The organism is Pseudomonas sp. SDO524_S393 (assembly GCF_054071875.1).
In genome coordinates this window covers 14,288-32,530 of record NZ_JBSVVZ010000028.1, presented here as the reverse complement: position 1 = coordinate 32,530, position 18,243 = coordinate 14,288, and the positions used below count along the sequence as shown (strand labels likewise).

11 protein-coding genes are annotated in these 18,243 nt (G+C 62.7%); 7 read left to right on the top strand and 4 right to left on the bottom strand.

What is annotated here, in order from left to right; genetic code table 11:
- The first annotated feature begins 94 nt into the window (after nucleotides 1–94).
- The 6 genes from glmU (at nucleotide 95) to ACW9IB_RS14435 (ending at nucleotide 7,828) form a co-directional block, all read left to right on the top strand.
- Nucleotides 95–1,462 carry a bifunctional UDP-N-acetylglucosamine diphosphorylase/glucosamine-1-phosphate N-acetyltransferase GlmU gene (gene glmU, locus ACW9IB_RS14460; RefSeq protein ID WP_457414188.1) on the top strand — a complete coding sequence of 456 codons (1,368 nt, stop codon included), beginning with the start codon at nucleotides 95–97 and terminating at the stop codon, nucleotides 1,460–1,462.
- 229 nt (nucleotides 1,463–1,691) lie between these two features.
- The gene (locus ACW9IB_RS14455) at nucleotides 1,692–2,459 is read left to right on the top strand and encodes a DeoR/GlpR family DNA-binding transcription regulator (protein WP_457365494.1); all 768 of its coding nucleotides are present in this window, start codon (nucleotides 1,692–1,694) and stop codon (nucleotides 2,457–2,459) included.
- A 10-nt stretch (nucleotides 2,460–2,469) separates the two neighbouring features.
- The gene (gene glmS, locus ACW9IB_RS14450; RefSeq protein ID WP_457365495.1) at nucleotides 2,470–4,302 is read left to right on the top strand and encodes a glutamine--fructose-6-phosphate transaminase (isomerizing); all 1,833 of its coding nucleotides are present in this window, start codon (nucleotides 2,470–2,472) and stop codon (nucleotides 4,300–4,302) included.
- A gap of 162 nt (nucleotides 4,303–4,464) precedes the next feature.
- A complete protein-coding gene (locus ACW9IB_RS14445) occupies nucleotides 4,465–5,985 on the top strand; it encodes an AMP-binding protein (RefSeq protein WP_457414186.1) in 1,521 nt (506 codons plus the stop codon).
- Nucleotides 5,986–6,083: 98 nt separating this feature from the next.
- The gene (locus tag ACW9IB_RS14440) at nucleotides 6,084–6,665 is read left to right on the top strand and encodes a LemA family protein (RefSeq protein WP_457365498.1); all 582 of its coding nucleotides are present in this window, start codon (nucleotides 6,084–6,086) and stop codon (nucleotides 6,663–6,665) included.
- Complete coding sequence (locus tag ACW9IB_RS14435; RefSeq protein WP_457414185.1) at nucleotides 6,662–7,828, top strand: hypothetical protein; 1,167 nt, start codon at nucleotides 6,662–6,664, stop codon at nucleotides 7,826–7,828. Before ACW9IB_RS14440 ends, ACW9IB_RS14435 begins: the two co-directional genes overlap by 4 nt.
- On the opposite strand, the gene pbpC is transcribed toward ACW9IB_RS14435, so the two are convergent.
- The 3 genes from pbpC to ACW9IB_RS14420 form a co-directional block, all read right to left on the bottom strand.
- Entirely contained in the window at nucleotides 7,829–10,126 is a 2,298-nt protein-coding gene (gene pbpC, locus ACW9IB_RS14430; protein ID WP_457414184.1) for a penicillin-binding protein 1C, read from the bottom strand.
- Nucleotides 10,107–15,917, bottom strand: a complete 5,811-nt coding sequence (locus ACW9IB_RS14425; protein ID WP_457414183.1) for an MG2 domain-containing protein — start codon at nucleotides 15,915–15,917, stop codon at nucleotides 10,107–10,109. Before ACW9IB_RS14425 ends, pbpC begins: the two co-directional genes overlap by 20 nt.
- Before the next feature lie 78 nt (nucleotides 15,918–15,995).
- Entirely contained in the window at nucleotides 15,996–16,625 is a 630-nt protein-coding gene (locus tag ACW9IB_RS14420) for a LysE family translocator (RefSeq protein ID WP_457414182.1), read from the bottom strand.
- A gap of 144 nt (nucleotides 16,626–16,769) precedes the next feature.
- On the opposite strand from ACW9IB_RS14420, the gene ACW9IB_RS14415 reads away from it, so the two are divergent.
- Nucleotides 16,770–17,246, top strand: coding sequence for an Lrp/AsnC family transcriptional regulator (locus ACW9IB_RS14415; RefSeq protein WP_457414213.1), 477 nt, complete (start codon nucleotides 16,770–16,772; stop codon nucleotides 17,244–17,246).
- Between the two features lie 64 nt (nucleotides 17,247–17,310).
- On the opposite strand, the gene ACW9IB_RS14410 is transcribed toward ACW9IB_RS14415, so the two are convergent.
- Nucleotides 17,311–18,243, bottom strand: coding sequence for a phosphatidate cytidylyltransferase (locus ACW9IB_RS14410; protein WP_457365503.1), 933 nt, complete (start codon nucleotides 18,241–18,243; stop codon nucleotides 17,311–17,313).

Here is an 18,243-nt window from a genome sequence, read left to right as displayed (position 1 = left end):
ATTGATTAAAAAGGGTAGCCTCGGCTACCCTTTTTTCTTTTTGCAAAACACTTCTCTGGTCTGAATCCGGACCGCCCAGGATTGGTAGCCATTCATGTCTCTCGAAATCGTAATTCTTGCCGCCGGCCAAGGCACCCGCATGCGTTCTGCCCTGCCCAAGGTCCTGCACCCGGTGGCTGGCAACTCCATGCTGGGCCATGTTATCCACAGCGCCCGGCAACTGGCACCCGAGCGTATCCATGTGGTGATCGGTCACGGCGCCGATGCTGTGCGTGAGCGCCTGGCCGCGGATGACCTGAATTTCGTATTGCAAGACAAGCAACTGGGTACCGGCCACGCCACTGCGCAAGCGGTGCCGTTCATCACGGCTGACACCGTGCTGATCCTGTATGGCGACGTGCCGCTGATCGAGGTGGACACCCTCCAGCGCCTGCTCAAGCATGTGGTGCCGGGCCAGATGGGCCTGCTCACCGTCGAGCTGGACGACCCCACCGGTTATGGACGCATCGTGCGCAACGCCGATGGCAAGGTTGCCGCCATCGTTGAGCACAAGGATGCCAGCGAAGCCCAGCGCGCCATCACCGAAGGCAATACCGGCATTCTTGCGGTGCCTGCCAACAAGCTTGGCGATTGGATGAGCCGCCTGTCCAATAACAACGCTCAGGGCGAGTACTACCTTACCGACGTCATCGAGATGGCCGTCAGTGATGGCCTGCTGGTCGCCACCGAGCAGCCCCACGACCCGATGGAAGTGCAGGGCGCCAACGACCGCAAGCAACTCGCCGAGCTGGAGCGTCACTACCAGCTGCGCGAAGGTCGCCGCCTGATGGCGCAAGGCGTGACCCTGCGTGACCCGGCGCGCTTCGATGTACGCGGTGAAATCACCGTGGGCCGCGATGTACTGATCGACATCAACGTGATCCTCGAAGGCCGCGTCATCATCGAGGACGACGTAGTGATCGGCCCGAACTGTGTGATCAAGGACAGCACTCTGCGCAAAGGCGTAGTGGTCAAGGCCAACAGTCACCTGGACGGCGCGGTGATGGGCGAGGGCAGCGATGCCGGCCCGTTTGCGCGTCTGCGTCCGGGCACCGTAATGGAGGCCGGTGCCCATGTGGGTAACTTTGTCGAACTGAAAAACGCCCACCTGGGCGAGGGCGCCAAGGCCGGTCATTTGACTTACCTGGGGGATGCCGTGATCGGCGCACGTACCAACATCGGCGCGGGCACCATCACCTGCAACTACGATGGGGCCAACAAGCACCAGACCGTATTGGGCGAAGATGTGTTCATCGGGTCCAACAACTCGTTGGTCGCTCCGGTAAAAGTCGGGGATGGCGCCACCACGGCCGCCGGCTCGACCATCAACGTGGATGTGGATAACTCGCAGCTCGGCGTGGCCCGCGCCCGCCAGCGCAACATCGACGGCTGGAAGCGCCCGGTCAAAATCAAAAAGAGCTGAGTTATCCACAGCTCCATGGCCTCGTGCGGTTCACTGTGGGAGCTGGCTTGCCTGCAATAGCGGTCTGACATCCAAGATGGATGTCGCCTGACACTCCGCTATCGCAGGCAAGCCAGCTCCCACATTTGGTTTGTGATGACCCAAAAAATTTGCTCGCCCCGCTTGACGATCTTTCGCCAATAGGTTTTGATTGCCTTCGTTATCTTTCGAAACGAAACTTATCATCACCATGTCGAAACGAAATACCCCCCAACGACGCCACAACATCCTGACCTTGCTCAATGAATTGGGCGAAGTCAGCGTGGACGACTTGGCCAAGCGTTTCGAAACTTCAGAGGTAACGATCCGCAAGGATCTGGCCGCCCTGGAGAGCAATGGCCTGTTGCTGCGTCGCTACGGCGGCGCCATCACCATGCCTCAGGAACTGGTAGGCGATGCCGCCCAGCCCATCTCGGTGTATAAGCGCGCCATCGCCCGGGCCGCCGTGATGCGCCTGCGCGAACATGCCCGCATCATCATCGACAGCGGCAGCACCACCGCCGCCATGATCCCGGAACTGGGCCACCAGCCCGGCCTGGTGGTGATGACCAACTCCCTGCACGTGGCCAGCGCCTTGAGCGAACTGGAGCACGAGCCGGTGCTGCTGATGACCGGCGGTACTTGGGACCCACATTCGGACTCGTTCCAGGGCCAGGTCGCCGAGCAAGTGCTGCGCTCTTACGACTTCGATCAACTGTTCATCGGTGCCGATGGCATCGACCTGGAGCGCGGCACCACCACCTTCAACGAATTGCTGGGCCTGAGCCGCGTCATGGCCGAGGTCGCGCGTGAAGTGGTGGTGATGGTCGAGTCCGACAAGATCGGCCGCAAGATTCCCAACCTGGAACTGCCCTGGAGCAGCGTCCATACCCTGATCACCGATGATCGCCTGCCGCTTGAGGCCCGCGACCAGATCCAAGCCCGCGGCATTACGCTGATATGCGCGGCAATCATCTAGGAGAAACACCATGTGTGGCATCGTAGGCGCAGTCGCTGAACGCAACATTACCCCCATCCTCCTCGAAGGCCTCAAGCGCCTGGAATACCGTGGCTATGACAGCGCCGGTGTGGCGGTTGTCACCAATGCGGGCAAGCTGGAGCGCATGCGTCGTCCGGGCAAGGTCAGCGAGCTGGAACAGGCCCTGGCCGGCGAGCCGCTGCTCGGTCGCCTGGGCATCGCCCATACCCGTTGGGCCACCCACGGGGCGCCGTGCGAGCGCAACGCCCACCCGCATTTCTCCGGTGACCTGGCGGTGGTGCACAACGGCATCATCGAAAATCACGAGGTGCTGCGCGAACAGCTCAAGGCCCAAGGTTATGTGTTCACCTCGGATACCGACACCGAAGTCATCGCCCACCTGCTCAACCACAAGCTCAAGGACCTCGGCGACCTGACCGTGGCCCTCAAGGCCACCGTCAAGGAACTGCACGGCGCCTACGGCCTGGCCGTGGTCAGCGCCAGCCAACCCGACCGCGTGGTCGCCGCCCGCAGTGGCAGCCCATTGGTGATCGGCCTGGGCCTGGGTGAAAACTTCCTGGCGTCGGACCAGTTGGCCCTGCGCCAGGTCACCGACCGCTTCATGTACCTGGAAGAAGGCGATATTGCCGACATCCGCCGTGAAAGCGTGCAGATCTGGGACGTCAACGGCCAGGCCGTCGAGCGCGAAGCCGTGCAATACCGCGACGGCGCCGAAGCCGCCGACAAGGGCGAATATCGCCACTTCATGCTCAAGGAAATCCACGAGCAGCCAGCGGTAGTGCAACGCACCCTCGAAGGTCGCCTGAGCCAGAACCAGGTCTTGGTCAACGCATTTGGCCCGCAGGCGGCCGAGTTGTTCGCCAAGGTGCGCAATGTACAGATCGTCGCCTGCGGCACCAGCTACCACGCCGGCATGGTTGCCCGTTACTGGCTGGAAGAACTGGCCGGCATCCCGTGCCAGGTCGAAGTGGCCAGCGAGTTCCGCTACCGCAAAGTGGTGGTGCAGCCCGACACCCTGTTCGTGACCATCTCCCAATCCGGCGAAACCGCCGACACCCTGGCCGCGTTGCGCAACGCCAAGGAGCTGGGCTTCCTCGCCAGCCTGGCCATCTGCAACGTCAGCATCAGCTCGCTGGTGCGTGAGTCCGACCTGACCCTGCTGACCCAGGCCGGTCGCGAAATCGGGGTGGCGTCCACCAAAGCCTTCACCACTCAATTGGTCAGCCTGTTGCTGCTCACCCTGGCCCTGGGCCAAGTGCGCGGCACCCTGGCCGCTGGCGTCGAAGCCACCCTGGTGGAAGAGCTCCGCCGTCTGCCAACCCGCCTGGGCGAAGCGCTGGCGATGGACAGCACCGTGGAAAAAGTCGCTGAACTGTTCGCCGACAAAAACCACACCCTGTTCCTCGGTCGTGGCGCGCAGTACCCGGTGGCGATGGAAGGGTCGCTCAAACTCAAAGAGATTTCGTACATCCACGCCGAAGCCTACCCGGCCGGCGAACTGAAACACGGCCCGCTGGCGCTGGTGGATGACGACATGCCCGTCGTCACCGTGGCGCCCAACAACGAACTGCTGGAAAAGCTCAAATCCAACCTGCAGGAAGTCCGCGCCCGTGGCGGCCAACTGGTGGTGTTCGCCGACGAAAAAGCCGGCATGACCAACGGCGAAGGCACCCACGTCATCAACATGCCGCACATCAACGACACCCTGTCGCCGATCCTCTACACCATCCCGCTGCAACTGCTGTCGTACTACGTCGCCGTGCTCAAGGGCACCGACGTCGACCAGCCACGCAACCTGGCGAAGTCGGTGACGGTGGAATAAGGCGGTCAAGACGATGAGAAAAACCCCCGGCCCTCCGGGGGTTTTTCATATCCGCCGCTTGATCGATAAACCAATCTTCACGAAATAAACCACCCGGCTCGGGTGTTCCCTTGGGGAGAGCGCGCCATGGCGCGCGTCGTTTCAGCCCCTTGGAAGATACCCATGCTGACCTGTTTTGAAACACTCGACCCGCTGGCCCCTACCCAAACGCCGCTGCAGGCGCTGTTGCATCATGCCGCCGAACGGCCCAATGCCATTGCGCTGATTGCCGACGGTGATGTCTGGTCCTATCACCGCCTGGCCACTGAAGTGGTGCGGTTGAGCAACGGGCTCAAGCAGGCCGGTGTCGAGCCGGGCGATCGCATCGTGATGCTGGTGCGCACGTCGCCGGTGTACGCGGTGTTCCTGTTCGCCGCGATGATGAGCGGCGCGATCCTGGTACCGTTGAAAACCGAATTCACCGCTCGCGAGCTCAATGAGTTCCTGGGTTGGCTGCGACCGGCGTTGTTTATCCATGAAGCGGATTTGCAAGGCGTCGTTGCGCAGATGGATGCCGAAACACTCGCGTGCACGCGCACGTTTGTGTGTGCCGACGAGGCGCAACGCAGCTGGCGTCAACTGCTGGGCGATACCCGTCGTGCACCCGTACCGGTGGATATCGACGCGGTCTTCCTGCTGCTCGCGACCTCCGGCACCACCGGCATGCCCAAGCTGGTGGCCTATAACCAGCGAGCGATTGCCCACGCCGTGAGTGCCCTGGAAATGTGGTCCATCGAGCCGGGTTCCTGCACCATCGGCAGCACGCCGGTGGCCCATGTGTCGGGTTCGCTGGTGTTGCTGGCGACGATTGTCCATGGTTGCCAGGAAGTGATGTTCAGTGGTTTTGATCCCGACGCCATCCTCGATGCCATCGAGCAGGAAGGCGGTACCACGATGTTTGTCGCGCCGTTTATCTGCATGCCGTTGGTGGAGGCGCAGCGCAAGCGTGCGCGTGATCTCGGCTCAATGCGCGTGTGCGGTATCGGCGGCGACGCCTGCCGGCCCCACATTGCCGAAACCTTCCAGGAGGCCTTCGGTTTCCCGCTGCACAATGCCTACGGTCTGACCGAATGCCTGGGCAGCATGGCGTTCGGCTCGGCCTGGGACACCATGAGCGCCGTGCCCGGGCGTGCCCGTCTCGTCGATGCCAACGGCGTCGAAGTCGCCCGCGGCGAAATCGGCGAGTTGCAGATGAGCGGCCCCAACCTCAGCCTCGGCTACTGGACCGGCCCCGGCGATATTATCAGCCACAGCCGTGATGGCTGGTTCGCCAGTGGCGACCTGATGCTGCAAGAACCCAATGGTGATTTCCGTTTTGTGGGGCGCAGCAAAGACCAGATCGTTTTCTTCACCGACAAGATCTCTCCGGTGGAAGTGGAGAACCAACTGGTCCTGCACCCCGCCGTGGCCGATGCCGCCGTGGCTGGCGCGCCGGACGGCGAAGCGGGGCAGCGCGTGGTGGCGCTGGTCCGCCTGAAAGACGAGGCCGCCGACACCACGTCGGACGACATCCTCGCCTGGCTGAGCACCCGTCTGGCCCCCTTCAAATGCCCGCAACGCATCGTGCTGAGTACGACTATTCCGCGTAATGCGCTGGGCAAGGTGGATAGGAATGAGGTGGTGAGAATGGCGACTTCGAATTAATCGCCTTTTGTCGTTTCTGTGGGCTATTACCCGGCGTGCAAGCTGGCTTTACCCCTAAAATGCGTCCCTGTGGATAACTCAGTCAGGGACGCTTCACCATGAATATCGAATTGCTTATCGCCGGCATCGTTGCGCTGATCCTTGTCGTCGGGCTGGTCGGCTGGATGGTGGGGGTCTACAACGGCCTGGTGATGCGGCGTAACGATGTGGACAAGGCCTTTGCCAACATCGATGTGCTGCTCAAGCAGCGTGCCGATCAGATTCCCGACCTGATGCGGGTGGTGCAGACCGCCATGAACCATGAGCACGCCCTGTTCACCCGTCTCAGTGATGCGCGTCAGCAGTACCTCAAGGCCGGCAGCCTCAACGACAAGGTGGAGGCCTCCAACCAATTGAATGCAGCGCTCAAGTCGGTGATTGCGGTGGCGGAGGGTTATCCCACGCTGATCTCCGGGCCGAATATGGTCGAGTTGCAGCAGGCCATTTCCGCCGTGGAGGAGCGCATCGCCGACCGTCGCGAGTTCTTCAACGAGTCGGTGAACCTGTACAACATCGCCATCGCGGTGTTTCCCGATCTGTTCTTTGCGCGGATGCTCGGCTACGTGCGCATCCCGTTGCTGGCCATCAGTGCCGAAGAAACCCGTTACGAAGGCGTGAAGCTTGAGGTGCCGGGAGCATGAAAACCATCCAGGGCGATGCGGTAAAGAAAAAATCGCGCTGGAAAACCGTGCTGGCGCTGGTGTTCCTCGCGGCCTTTATCGGCGCGATGATCTACATGCCGATGACGGTGGTGGCGCTGTTCTTCCCGGTATTCATCCTGGTCTGCCTGCTGACCAGCTTCGGGCCGGATTTCTATAAGACCGAAGCACGTCTGGCCACCAGCCAGATCCGTTCACTGGCCATGGGCCTGGTGGAAGTCCGTGGCAAGGTGATCGTGGATGAACCCCTGCTGTCACCCATTTTCGGCAAGCCGTGTGCCGGCTATGTGTGGGTCATGGAAGACGGCAAGCAGGATGATGACGGGCGCTGGGACTGGAGTCGGGTCAAGGGTGAGGCCCGCTGCAATGACTTTCGCGTCCAGGATGCGACGGGCGAGATCCGCGTGATCGCCGAAGGCATCGACCTGTTCGGCAGCAAGAACCCGGACGATTACCAGTCGATCAACCTCACGCGTCGTCAGGGTGAGCTGCTGCTGACCCAGGACATGGACATCATGCTGATCGGCGATGCCTGCGAACGGGACGGCCATATCGTGATCGCCCAGGGGCGTGACCCCAAGGCAGTGTTCGGCCTGGCACTGACCCGGGACGTAGAGGATCGCCGTGTGCTGGCGCCGTTGTGGCGGGCGGGTGGTTTCTACGGGGCGGTGGCAGGGATACTCGGCGTGGGCATCATGGCCATGACCCCGGAGCATGTCGCCCAACTGCATTTACCGGGCCCCGACACGTATCAACAGATGGAATCACTGGGCCCGGCGTATCAACTGCTGGCCTGGCTGTACCGTGAGGGTGGGTTTCCGATTCCCTTCATGGCGGCGTTCGGCTTCATGCTGACGATCTTCGTGGTGATGATGTGGATCCGGCTGCTCACGCCCAAAGGTATCCGCATGGCCCTGGGCCGGGTTCTCGGGGCCTGGATGGGGTTGGGCATGGTCATCGGCGGCGTGGTGACGTTGTTGATGTACGTGGCCCACGTGGATGTGCTCAAACAGTTTCTGGTGTGGATGCTGGTGCTGCTCGGCACGCTGGTCTTTTCACTGTTCGAGCAACGCAAGATGGGTGTCGCATACCGGCATTTTTCCAAGCGCATCAGTCAGCAACGTTCAGCCAGCAACGACGGCTGATCAGGGCACGAATTCCACCTTCAGCCCCCGGCTGGCGCTGCGCCCCTGATCGTCGCTGACCCGCAGCCGATACTCGCCCGATTTGCCCGGCCGCCAGTTCAGTGGAGTGTGCGGCGTGCCCTGGCCGATCAGGGTCTGGTCGGCAAACCAATACAAGGTCGTTGCATCGCTGGCCGCGTTGGCGCTCAGCGCGATGCTTTCCTGGGGTTGGGACAGGCGCAACTGATAGCTCACCTGGGTCAACGGCGAGCGAATCTGCGGCGCCTCACTCTGGTCGCTGATGCGGTTGGGCTGGCAGTTCTTCATCACCGTGGGCGGCGTGCGCCGGGGCAAACCGGCGGCGCGATACAGGCGCTGCACGTCGCTGGGCCAGAACTCGAAGACTTCCTCGCGGGTATATTGCGCTTCGAACGGCGGGCACGCCGCCTTGCCGGTGCGGGTGTCGATCAGCACCGGGCGGTGCAGGTTGGACACGCGAATCGGCGACACGCCGGGGATGTACCAGGTCTTGCGGGTTTGCGGGCACCAGCGGTTGGGCAACTCACCCGATGCGGCGCAGATGTCGATGCGCACCAGCCCGGCGGGCGGCTTGTCGGGTTTGATCACCACAGTGGGCAACGCCAGGGGCAGGGCGTCGGCGATGCGAAAGAACAACGGCGCGGCGGTCTTGGCGCCGATGAACGCGGGATTGGGTCGGCCATCGAAGTTGCCCACCCACACCACCAGCACATAGGGCCCGACCAGGCCCGCGCTCCAGGCATCGTGAAACCCCCAGGAAGTGCCGGTTTTCCACGCGGTGCGCCAATGACTGCCGGGCAAGCCATCCGGACGCGGGTTGCGGCGCAGCATGTCGCGCACCATGAACGCAGCCTGCGGCGAGAGCAACTGCGGGCCGGTGGCGGGCGGCTGTTCCTGCACATAACGCAAAGGCCGCAAATGCCCGTCGCCGGCCAGCATCACATACAACCGCGCGAGTTCTTCCGGGGTCATCTCGCCGCCGCCCAGGGCCAGGGCCAGACCGTAATGGCTCTCGTCGCGCAGGCCCTTGATGCCGGCGCGTTGCAGCAACCCATACAGCGAAGGCGCCTTCACCTGGCTGGCCAGCCACACCGCCGGGATGTTGCGGCTGCGGATCAACGCATCCCGCGCTGTCAGCGGGCCGGCGAAACTGCCGTCGAAATTTTCCGGCTGGAAGTAGCCGAAATTGCTCGGCAGGTCCTTGAGGATGCTCATGGGGTGGATCACCCCCTGGTCCAGCGCCAGCCCATACAGGAACGGCTTGAGCGTCGAACCGGGCGAACGCCGCGACAGCACGCCGTTGACCTGGCCCTGAATGCCTGTGGATAAATAATCCGCCGAGCCCACCAGGGCCTTGACGCTCTGGTCGCGGCTGTCGATCAGGATGGCCGTCGCGTTTTCCACCCCCGTGCTGCGGCGTTCGGCGATAAAACCGCTGATCAGGCGCTCGAGCAATTGCTGCAACGGTAGATTGAGGGTGCTGTTGATTTCATTGCCGGGTTGCGACGCCAGCAACTGTTCGCTCAAGTGCGGTGCCAGAAACGCGATCTGCTGGCGGTTGCGCGCTTCCAGCGGCAGGTCCAGCAAACTGTCGTTGCGCGGGTCCTGTGGATAAGTCTCGCGCCAGTCGGTCATCAGGCGCAGCCGCGCGTTTTGCAGTGACGGCCCGAAGCGCGCACGCCGCCCCGGTTGCTGCGGGATCACTGCCAGCGCCAGGGCTTCGGACAACGAAAGCTGCGCCGCCGACTTGCCAAAGTAAATCCGGCTGGCAGCCTCGGCACCCTCGATATTGCCACCCATGGGCGCCATGTTCAGGTAGGCCTCGAGGATATCGTGCTTGCTGTAGCGCGCTTCGAGCCACAGCGCCAACGCCATCTGCTGCAACTTGCCGGGTACCTGCCGGGTGTTCAGGTCCCATAGGCGTCGCGCCAGTTGCATGCTCAAGGTCGAGCCGCCCTGGCGCTGGCCACCGCTGTAGGTGGCCATGGCCGCGCGCAGCAATGCCGGAGGATTGACCCCCGGGTGCCAGTAGAAATTGCGGTCTTCCTTGAGCAGCAGGGCTTCGACCAGTGAAGGCGATATCCGCTCCAGCGGCAGCCAAAGGCGATATTGCCCGTCATCCGCCAGGGTCATGCGCAACAGCGAGCCGTCATCGGCCAACACCACCCGCGATGACGTCACCGCCTGTTCCAGCGAGGCATGGGGCCAAAGCCGCAACCCCGCCAGAACGGCCACCGCTGCCAGCAGCGGTGTCAGGCGTTTAAGGCTTGGTAATTTCAAGCTGGCCTACTTTGCCGCGCCCTTGCAGGGTGGTTTCGTACATGCCCTCGGCGTAGGCCGGTGGCGTGTTGAAGGTCCCGGCGTTGGTGGCGCGCACACGGTAGACGAAGGTACCGACATCGCGCAGGGCCGTGCCGTACAGCACCACCCGGTCATCGCGCACATCCACGTACTCCGGTTGCCAGTTGCTCAGCTCGGTTTCGCCGATGGGGGCTTGCCAGGTGTCGGCCTCTTCGCTGTCCTCGGCAGTTTCCACGTACTCGGCTTCTTCGCCTTCGCCTTCCTCGGTACTGGCGGCTTCCGGTTCCGGCGGCACGTTATACACAGGCTCGACGCCACCGGGCAGCAGGTCGACCACGGCCACTTGCTGCACCTGATCGCGATCAGTGGCGCGCAGCCGCAGGCGCACCAGGAATTCATCGCCCACCGCTACTTTGCTCACGGGCTCGCCCTTGAGGTCGAGGTACTCGTGGATGATCTCCAGGCCATTGTTGATCGGCTTGAGCGTGGTGCCCTTGTCGAACCCGGCTTCGCTGAGCATGTAGAACGCCGCTGGCCCGTCGGATTTTTCCAGCACCAGCTTTTGCGTAGCGTCCGGTACCGCGGCGCGGGGTGGCTGACCGGCCATCTCCAGCAATTGCTGTTGCTTGTCGCCCAGCCAGGCGGTGGCCTTGAGGGTCATGTCGCTTTGTGCGCGCTGGCCGTAATTGTCCAGGGCGCGCAGCAGCAGGGCTGCCGACAGCGAGTTATAGCGCTGCTCGTTGAGGCGCTTGCCGAGTTTATCCAGCAGTGCTGTCGGCACATCGTCCATCAACTCAGGGAAATGTCGCGCCAACAGGTGCAAGTGTTCGGCGTCATGCACCAGCGGGTCGTAGTACAAACCGTCGCTGTCCCACTTATCCACAAGCGAACGCCAGGGGATTTTGCGGAGCAGCGTGTCGGCCTGGCGATCCTGCTTGAGCAGCTTGTAGCTGGCGGCCAGGTAGGCGGCGCCAATATCGTTCTGCCAGGTGTCTTTGAAGTAGTTTTCGTAGCGCTCGCGGATATCGCTCAAGGCTCCGCTCACCAGAATCCCCTGACGGCTCAGCAGGTAACTGGCGTAGGCCCGGTTGCGCAATTCCGACAGCCCTTCGCTCGGGCCGTTGGCCAGGTCGGTCAGATAAGCATTGGAGCGCGCCAGCAGGTCTTCCGGCACCGGCAACCCACGTTCCCGGGCTTCGATCAGGAAGTCGGTGGCGTACAGGCTGGCGTACGGCGCTACATCCGGGTTGGCGGCCCACAAACCAAAGCCACCGGCCTGGTTCTGGCGCTGGCGCAGCATGCGCACGGCACTGCCAAAGGCTTGTTCGGCCTCTGCTGCGTTGCCGCCCCAGATCAACGCCGGCATGGCCTTGGACACCAATTGCTCGGTGCAGGCATAACCGTAGTCATCCAGGTAATGCTTGAGGCCGTTGGCCCACACCAGCGGCGAGGCCGCTACGCCCAGTTGCACGTTGCGCAGTTGGTTGAACAGTTCGCGGGTGGGTTTGAGCTCTTTGCTGGCGCTGTCGAAGCGGCCCAGGCTCAGGGCCACGCGATGCTCGCTCAGTGGACGAATCGAGGTGGTTTCCGCCACCTGGATGCGTTTGCCGTCCGGCAGCACCGCGACGAACCGCAGGTCCGCCGAGCCCAGGGTCTCGCCGACTTTGACCTTGAACTCGGCGGTGCCTTCCTTGCGCGGTTGCAGCGACAAGGTAATGCCCTTGTCGCCCTGTAGATTCAGGCCCGCGCTGGTCTGCACTTCAAACTTCACATCGGCGGCGGCATCGAGGTTGCTGAACACCCCGGCGCTGACGTTGAACACGTCTCCCGGTGCCACAAAGGCCGGCACATTGGGCGTGATCACGATCGGCCCGCGCACTTCGGTGTTGGCGTCGCTGACGCCCACGCTGTCGGCATCCACGGCCACCGCAAACAGGTGCAGCTTGCCGTTGAAGCTGTCGGGCACCTGGTAGTGCAGCACGGTTTCACCGGCCGGCAAGTCCACCAGCCCGGACCACCAGGCCACCGGCGGCTGATGTTTGCGCTTGAACGGGTTGAGGTGGTTGGCCAGGGCACCTTCCGTATCGCCACCAGGCGCTGCCCCACTGAGCAGGCGGCTGAATTCCGGCAGGATCAGGTCCAGAATCTGACTGGTCCCGACTTCCAGGGCGCGCTTCTGGAAGAAGAAGCCCAGCGGGTCCGGCGTCTGGTAGCGCGCCACTTGCAGAATGCCTTCGTCCACCGCGTAGATCACTGCGCGGCCCGGACGGTCCGCCGTGACCTTGATGTCCAGCGTCTGCCCCGGTTCGATCTTCGCCGGGCCCTCCACTTTCAGGCCCATGCGCCGCGCATCCAGGTTGATGCTAAAGGGCACCACGCCATAGGACAGCGGGCTCATGTACACCTCGGACGAGCCGATATCGCGCACGAACTGCACGTTCACGTAGGCATTGCCCTCAAGCCCTGCGGGCACGCGGATATGTTGCACGCTGTTGGTGCTGTCGGCCTTGAACCACTGTTGGGTGTAGACCTTGTCGCGCTCGATGGTGATCAAGCCCGCGCCGGTGTAAGGCGCACGAATGCTGATGGCGATTTCGTCACCGGTGGCATAGCTGCGTTTATCCAGGCGCAATTGCAGTTCGGCGTTGCGTTCCAGGGAGCGCGAGGTGTTGCCACGCCCGGCCACGCTGTAGTCGATCTGGTTCAGCAAGTTGCCGTTGGCGTCTTTCACTTGCAGGGTGAAATCCCCCGGCGTGCCGGTGTTCAGGGTCTGTTTGGCGCCGTCCTGGGTCATCACCAGCGGTGACGCCGGCTGGCTGATGTTCTTGATGCGCGACTCGTATTTGTAGGTGCCATTGGACTGCTTCACCAGCACCGACACGTAACGGTGTTCGACCACTTCACTGGTCAGGCCGTCCACCGCGATAGGCGTCAGGTCTGGCGCGACCGCCAGCCATTGCACCTGGCGCGGCGCATCCTTGGCGACGTACGACAGCGAATCCTGACTTTTCACACCAACCAGATAAGGTGCGGACGACACCAGCAAGGCACTTTGCGCCGCCACGTTGCGACCGCCTTCGGCTTCGAACACCTGGGTTATCACTTGCAGGCGATAGGTGCTGTTGGCAAAGCGTTGCAGGTTGAGATCGAGCAGCGCCTGGCCGTTGTCGTCGACAGTGGTTTCGGCCAGGTCTTCGGTGCTGGCCTCTTCCAGGGCGTCATTGAGACGGAAGCGGTAATCGGGATAACGCTCGAATGCCGCAAGCGTCGGGCTCAGGGACATTTTCGCGGTGACACGACGGCCTGCCGCCGGGGCGCCGAACAAGTGCATGGCGGTGACCTTGGCCACCACCTGATCCGGTGGGATCCAGCCCGATACGGGCGTGTCGTGCAGGCTCAGGCTGACTTTCATGCGGTCCGGTTCGAAGTCGCGGACCTTGAAGCTGACGCTGCCCAGGTCGGTGCGGGTCTGTTTCTGTCCGATCAACTGCAAGGTGGCGGTGTACTCGCCGGCGGGGGCGACTTCGCTGCTGGGGAAATCGAAGGTTTCAAAACCGCTGGAAGACAGTTTCAGCGGCTGTCGAATCACTTCCAGGCCCCGTGGGTCGGTGATTTGCAGCTCCACCGGCAGGCCTTGCAACGCACCTTTCCAGTTGCCGCTGCGCACGATCATGCCCAGGTGGGCGGTTTCACCGGGCCGGTACAGGCCACGGTCGGTAAACAGGTAAGCGCTGAGGCGATCGATCGCACCGTCCTCTTCCAGACCGCCTACGTCGAAGCGCGACAAATCCAGCTGTTGGGACTGACGGGCAATAGGCAGGAAGGATTGGTCATTGCCTCGGGTGACCACATACATCAGCGGCGTTTTCTCACGGCGCAATTCATCCAGCTTGGCGAAATGCGCGTGGCCTTCTGCATCGGTACGACCACTGCTGACCGGCAAACCGTTGCGGCCAATGATATCGACCTGTGCCTCGGAGACCGGCGAGCCATTGCCGATGGACTGTACGTAAATATCATGGCTGCCGTCGCTGGAGCGCTTGGCGATGATGCCCAGGTCCGTCACCACGATGAAGCGCAGGTCGCTGGTGCCGCTGCGGTCGTAGTCGAAGGTGCGCAGGGCCGGGTCATCCTGCGGGCTCAGCTTGAGCACGAAAATGCCGCGCCGGCCGCCATTGGCGGTGAGGTAGTGACTGAGGTCGACATTGTCGTAGACGGTTTTCGCCGGGTCGCTCGACGACAGCGGAATGTCCAGGGACTGGCGCTCGACCATGCGGTCGAAGTACTCGTTGCCGAAGCTGGGCCGGGCGAAGCTGCCGCTGCTCTGGTCCACCAGGTGTTGCAACTGGTTGGGCAACAGGCGGGCGATTTCCACATGGGCGCCGGGCACGCCGCGGGCCATGAAGCCCAGGCGTTTTTCGCCGTTGAGGCTGAGCAACGCGCCGTCGGACAGGAACTGCAAGGTGCGTGGATAGGCCGGCATGCTGATCAGCGATGCCGTAGGATTTTTGGCCAGGTAGCCGCCGATGGCTTCCAGGTTGGCGGGAACGCGCACATATACGGCGCGCCCGGCCGGAGCCTTGAACTTGAAGGCATGCAGGGTATTGAGCGGTTCGACGCTGGGCACGTGGGTCAGGGTGAGCTTGGTGCTGCGGGCCAGCAGGGCGTCATCGATGTCGTTGTTGTTGTAGGGGCGGGTGTCGTCTTCGGCTTTTTCCGGCAGCAGCCAGGCCTGGACCTTATGGGCGATGGTTTCATCGGCCACGGCGCTGGAACTGCTGAACATCAGCACCGGCTCGGGCTCGCCGCGCTCGTTGTCGACAAAGCTCACTTCGGCGCCGGTGAACGTCAGGCGATAACGGCCGGGCACGGTGACTTCCGCCACCAGCGGCGCGGTACTGGCATTGCCGCCGTCACGGGCTTTGATGCCTTCGTCGAGCCGGGCGCTGACCGGTGTGCTTTCCAGCGGCGTGGCCAGGGCGGCGGAACGCACGTAGGCGTTGAGCTTTTTCTCGTCGAAGGTGACTTCGGGGCGGTTGGGCAACTGCGCGTCACGGTAGCTCAGGCCCTTGGCGAGGGTGACCGAGACACGCTTGCGCAGGCCGTCTTCATCCACCGGGTGGGAAAAATGGAAGGTCGCCACCAGCTGTTTCAGCGTGGGGTTGGATGGGTCCTGATACAGCTCGTTGTGCGCCAGGGTGGCGCGAAACGGCTGGGTGGAGAATTGAGCGCTGTATTGATCCAGCAGCACGCCATCGGCCAGCAGGTTTTTCTTCGCCAGGTCGAGGGTGTAATGGGCGTCGACGGGCCAATCCTTTTCCGGCACGAACAACAGCGTACGGTCATCGGCCCAGCGCCAGGCACCGGCCACGGCGGGTTTGAGGGTAATGCCCTCGGTGATGGGCTTGCCAATGGCGGCCAGTGGCGCCACGGACTCGGCAAAGCGCACCTGAACGTTATCCGGCACCGGCGTTGCCTGGGTGTAGTCGGTCAGGTTGGGCTTGTGCAGGGAATAACCCACGGTGTGCGGTTGCGGCAGGTTGGAATACCAGTGCCAGCCGTAGAGGCCGGCGCCGGCCAGCAGCACCAGGCCCAGCAGCCCGAAACCGGCCTGGCGTGGATAAGCCCGCGCCTTGCGGCCCAGATTCGCCAGGCCATGGCCGATGGCCCGCAACCAGAACGGCGGTTGCCACTGGCCGAAAACGGCGCTCACCACAGTCAATAATCCATCGGCAATACGGCGACTGATCGCTTTCAACGCGTCGAACATGGTGAGCATCCCTGGCTGATTGCGGCGTATCTTACACGCGTCTTTGATACAAAAGATGACGTGGATACGCCGACCAGCTCAGGCGTGTTGCACAAAAGTGAGGCGTACCGCAAAACCGATCAAAAGACTGCCGAATAACCATTGTTGCAGGCGCTGAGCCGAGCGATTGCGTGCCAGCCATTGGCCGATCCGGGCGCCGGTCAGGGCGTAGCAGCAATCGAATGCGAACCCCACGGCCACCAGAATCATCCCGAGCAACGCGAACTGCATCGCCACCGATCCGGCCTGCGGCTCGATGAACTGCGGCAGCAGCACCGAGCAGAACAACAGCGCCTTGGGGTTGAGCAGGTTGGTCAGCAGGCCGCGTTGAAACGCGCCGCGCCAAGCCCGGGCTGGCGGGGTGCCGTGTGCTCCGTCGAGCGAGGGCAGCCCATTGGCCCGCAGGCATTGCACGCCCAGCCACAACAGATAGGCCGCGCCGCCCAGGCGCACCACATCGAAGGTCCAGGGCGCCACTTTGAACAAGGTCGCCAGGCCCATGCCGGCCAACGCCACATGGCACGCCCGGGCCAACCCCAGGCCAATCGCCGTGGTCAGCGCCAGGGCCTTGCCTTGGCGTGCGCCGGTTTGCAGCAGCAGGATCATGTCCGGCCCGGGCAACAGATATGCCACCGAAAGGGCCACCAGAAATAACCAGAGTTCCGCCATGTTCCACCCCGTCAGTTGCGTGATTGATGGGCAGATTCTAGGGCTGAAGGGCAGGGCAGGTGCTTGCGTAGTTGGCTGTAAAAGCGTCTAGTCTTGGCACTATCTGCCACTGATACAGCGAATGGCCATTCACTTATGCCAAATCTGAAACTTGATGCCTTTGACCGCAAAATCCTCGAGGCCCTGCAGCGGGACGGTCGCCTGACCAATGTGCAATTGGCTGACGAAATCGGCCTGTCTGCCTCACCTTGCCTGCGGCGCGTGCGCCTGCTGGAAGAAGCCGGCGTGATTCGTGGCTATCAGGCCACGCTGGATCGCGACGAAGTGGGCCTGGGCATGATGGTATTCGTGGGGGTGAAAGTGGAGCGGCACAACGACACCGAGGCCAATGCTTTTCGCGAGGCAGTGATGGCCTTGCCGGAAGTGATTTCGGCGTTCCTGGTGTCGGGGGAGTCGGACTTTCTCTTGCAGGTGGTGGTGCCGGATTTGCGTGGGTACGAGCGCTTCGTCACCGGCAGCCTGTTGAAGCTGCCGGGGGTGCGGGACATCCGCAGCAATTTTGCGATCCAGACCGTGAAGACCCCAGGCGCGTTGCCCCTGGGCCATTTACCAATCCAGTGATGTTCTTGGAGCCACCACTAAGCCCGCTCCCACAATTTGATCTTCACGTTGCTTGAAATCGGGGTCAGGTCCACCAGTAGCGCACGAGATGGAAGAAGATGGGCGCGGCGAAGCATACCGAGTCCAGCCGATCCAGCATCCCGCCGTGACCTTCGATCATGTGCCCCCAGTCCTTCACGCCCCGGTCACGCTTGATCGCCGACATCACGATGCCGCCGGCAAAGCCCAGCAGGTTGATCAACAGCGCGATCAGGAATGACTGCCACGGGTTGAACGGCGTGGTCCACCACAGCGCCGCGCCGATCAGCGACGAAAGCAGAATGCCGCCGACAAAACCTTCCACGGTCTTGGACGGTGACAGGTTGGGCGCGATCTTGTGTTTGCCGAACAGCTTGCCGCACACGTACTGCAATACGTCGGACAGTTGCACCACGATCACCAGGTAGGCGATCAGCAGCAGGTTGCGGCCTTCGTAGCCGGGGATGTCGAGGGTGAGCAGGGCGGGCACGAACGACACGCAGAACACCGCGATCATCAAGCCCCATTGCACTTTCGAAGCGCGCTCCAGGAAGTGCGTGCTGTCGCCGCCCAGTGACGCGAGGATCGGCAGCAGCAGGAACACGTACACCGGGATGAAAATCGAGAACAGCCCGTACCAGTCGGAGTAGATCAACAGGTATTGCAGCGGCAAGGCCAGGTAGAACGCGGCCACCAACGCCGGGTAGTCGCTGCGACGGGTGGGGGTGAGGGTGAGGAATTCGCGCAGGGCGTAGAACGATACCGCATAGAACAGCAGGATCACCGCGCCGGTGCCGAGCCAGAAGGCGACGCCGATCACCACCACCATCACCCACCAGGCGTTGATGCGCGCGTTGAGGTTGTCGATCACCGCGTTTGGTGTGCCACGGGTGCGCAGTTTGAGGATCAGGCCGATCAGCGAAGCGACCACCAGGATCACGCCGATCCCGCCGAACAGCATCAGGGTTTGGCTATCCAT